Origin of the sequence: Pragia fontium (genome assembly GCF_900638655.1) — a bacterium.
Lineage (GTDB): Bacteria > Pseudomonadota > Gammaproteobacteria > Enterobacterales > Enterobacteriaceae > Pragia > Pragia fontium.
In genome coordinates this window covers 579,881-583,342 of the sequence record NZ_LR134531.1, presented here as the reverse complement: position 1 = coordinate 583,342, position 3,462 = coordinate 579,881, and the positions used below count along the sequence as shown (strand labels likewise).

Sequence of the window (3,462 nt, the reverse complement as noted above, 5' to 3'; positions counted from 1 at the left end):
TGTCTAAATCCTTATATTCGCACAGGCGATAAATTGAAAAATTGGCGTTATCTACTACGATTATTAATAGCAGCTTATATTTATCCAGAGATGGGAGTTTTCATTGTTTTACATTCATGACAAACCGAATAAATATAATGACGAACCAATGATTATGATTGAGAGGGATAGGACAAGATACTCGTATTATTACCAGTTCGAATAAAACTGTGCGGTAACTAATCTTTATTATTAAATATTAAAAATCTGTTTCAAACCGATTTCAAAGCCAATCATCGGCCTGCCAGATAATATATAAAATCGCCACTATTTTAATTAGCGATACTTTACACCACCGCCCCAACAACTTATCACCACGGAATAATTAAAAACTGCAAGCCAACACGCAAAATAAAAAATTATCATTAATTTTCAATTGATAACCATTCTTTACGCACACCATGAATTCATGAAAAAAATTTACACCCATGTATTCATGATCATCCCTAATATTTCAGAAAACATTAGGTAACATCTACCCACTAACATATTATCCAATGTGATATAAATTAAATTTCATATAGTAATTATATTTCTAAAGCCTATGAAAATGATAAGGAATAAATAACTACCACATTAAAAACAAACTCCTTGTCTTATCTTTAAAATTACAATTACCCTTATTTATTCTCAATCACCCTTAAAAAATAAAAATTACTTAGTATTTTTTATTTATTCTTTATTAAATTTCATAAAAAATCATTTTTGTTAATAAGGAAATGGTGATAGGCCATGATGCAAAAAATGAAATCCATCATTATCTATGATATCAGCAGGCTGAATAAGATTAGTGCGGTAAACAATAAACAGAGGAAATAGAATACAGCTCATCAAGGCAGGCCATAAACGACAAAAGTCCGATTTTGACACAGAAGAAAGCGTATCAAAACCGGACTGGACTTTAACTTATGCCAAACGTTGTTCCACTGAATCAGCCAATTGATTCAGTATTAAGCAGCATGATGTAGCACCAGCATCCAAAACGCCTCGGGAGCGCTCACCTAAACGACTTGCCCGACCAATCTTAGCCACTAAATCAATGGTAGAATCACGACCGCTCTCCGCAGCGGCTTTCATTAAATTAAGCGATTCAACAAAAGATTTACGCTGCTGCTGAGCCTGACTATAGGCTTCAACCGCTGGAATCAGGGTATCCATCAAACACTTATCCCCCACTCCTGCCGTGCTGACATCCTGTAAACAAGATAAGCCATCTCTGAGCATTTGACCAAAAGCGTTAGCGTCGATCTGGCTGCTATCGCGTACGCTATCGGCCATGCCCATAAAAATACTGCCGTAAAGGGGCCCCATTGAGCCACCGATGCCCTCCATCAGAGAATCGGATAGCACATCAAGCGCTTCTGCAACCGTCAGACTTTTACCCTTGATGCTTTCAGCACAAAGATTGAAACCTTTAGCCATGTTAATACCGTGGTCACCATCACCAATCGCACCGTCGATTTCACTCAGATACTCTCGGTTAGCCACAATGGTATTGACCAAATCTTCAACAATCGGCGTTCCGTCTTGAACACTTAATACTTTCATTATCCTTACTCCACCTGTGTTAAACCTAATGAGTGAGTCGGCACATCAATTAAAGTTTTCAGCTCATCATCCAGCTTCATCAACGTCAGGGTGACACCCATCATATCCAGAGAGGTGAAATAGTTACCAATATAGGGGCGATAAATCTTGATGCCCTGCGCTGCCAGTAGCTTAACTACCTCAGCATAATAGATATAAAGCTCCACCGTTGGTGTGGCCCCGAGCCCGGAAATCAGCACAGCCACTTCATCACCGTTAACAAAAGGGACATCGCCCACCACCAAATCCACCATGGTTTTGGCGATCTGACTGGCATTTTGCAGTGGCTCAACGCGAATTCCCGGTTCACCATGATGACCAATTCCCACTTCCATCATCCCGTCGGCAATATGAAAGTTAGGTTTACCCACCGCCGGAATAGTACAAGACGTTAGCCCCACCCCAACGGAACGGCAGTTATCAATGGCTTTCTGAGCAACGGTGATCACTCCGTCAAGGTCGTAATCTTTCGCTGCCGCTGCGGCACCCACTTTCCACATAAAGATTTCACCGGCAACACCGCGACGCTTCTCTCTCTCTGATGGAGGCGCAGAAGCAACGTCGTCGTTAGCCACGACCGTTCTGACATTAATTCCCGCCGCTTGCGCTTTTTTAGCCGCCATTTTGACGTTCATATTGTCTCCGGCGTAGTTACCATAAAGACAGGCAACGCCAGCACCACCGTCAGCGGCTCTGAAGGCTTCTAAAAATGCCCCGGCAGCAGGAGAGGAAAATATTTCACCAATCGCTACCGCATCCAGCATATTTTTACCGATATAACCTAAAAACGCCGGTTCATGGCCGGAGCCACCACCGGTGACCACGCCCACTTTTCCTTTACGGGGTGCGTCGGGGTGCTTTAACACCTTCTCATGTTCAGTCTTGGCAAAAAACTCAGGATAAGCGGCTAAATAGCCCTGAATCGCATCTTCAACTACGCGATCGGGATCGTTAATAATTCGGTTCATAACACACTCCAGAAAGATAACCATAAATCAAAAATTAACTGCTTAATTAACAAAATATTATCGATTTAATCATTATTGGATGGTATATCCGCCATCAATCACCAGATTAGCCCCGGTGATCATATCGGCAGCATCACTGGCTAAAAACAATGCACAGGCGGCAATCTCCGGCGGATAAGCGAAACGACGAGCCGGAATAAGCTGTTTCATCTCTTCTGCGACCTGACCTGACCAAGCTTTACGCCCTAATTCGGTTAATACCACGGTCGGCGAAATAGCATTAATTTGTACACCTTTTGGCCCCCACTCTAGCGCCAGCACTTTGGTCATACCGATAACGCCAGCTTTACTGGTGCAATAGGCTAAATGGTTAGGTAACGCCACCACGCCAGCCTGTGAAGCCAAATTAACGATCTTACCGTGCCCTTGCTGGATAAAGTGCTGACCGGCACATTGGCTGGTAAGAAATACGCCTTTTAAATTAACTGCAATGGTTCTATCCCAATCTTGTTCCGTGGTGTCTTCCGCCGGATCCAGCGCGACAATACCGGCGCTGTTAACCAGAATATCTAATTGACCAAAGGCCCTAATGGCCTGATCCACGCCCTGCTTAACCGACTCGGCATTGCTGACATCACAATAAAACCCTGCCGCGTGACGGCTATCCAGTTTCCCGGCAACGGCAGCAACATCGTCGGCGCGATCGAGCAACACCACTTTGGCACCTTTGGCGATAAACAGCTCTGCAATCGCATGACCAATACCGGCCGCGCCACCGGTGATAGCAGCGACCTTTCCTTTTAAGGAGAAATCGGTATTGAATCCGTTAAACTCATTGTTCATGTTTTAAGCTCCTTAACCACAAATC

The 3,462-nt window shown here is 43.6% G+C and carries 3 protein-coding genes; all 3 read right to left on the bottom strand.

Annotated elements, in window-relative coordinates; genetic code table 11:
* Window positions 1–945: 945 nt before the first annotated feature.
* The 3 genes from dhaL to EL341_RS02500 all read right to left on the bottom strand — a co-directional run bounded on the left by dhaL (window position 946) and on the right by EL341_RS02500 (window position 3,437).
* Window positions 946–1,587 (bottom strand): dihydroxyacetone kinase subunit DhaL, encoded by a 642-nt coding sequence (dhaL, locus tag EL341_RS02510; RefSeq protein WP_047779907.1) that lies wholly within the window; start codon window positions 1,585–1,587, stop codon window positions 946–948.
* Window positions 1,588–1,592: 5 nt separating this feature from the next.
* A complete protein-coding gene (locus EL341_RS02505) occupies window positions 1,593–2,594 on the bottom strand; it encodes a dihydroxyacetone kinase subunit DhaK (RefSeq protein WP_047779906.1) in 1,002 nt (333 codons plus the stop codon).
* 72 nt (window positions 2,595–2,666) lie between these two features.
* A complete protein-coding gene (locus EL341_RS02500; protein WP_114986186.1) occupies window positions 2,667–3,437 on the bottom strand; it encodes an SDR family oxidoreductase in 771 nt (256 codons plus the stop codon).
* Window positions 3,438–3,462 lie beyond the last annotated feature (25 nt).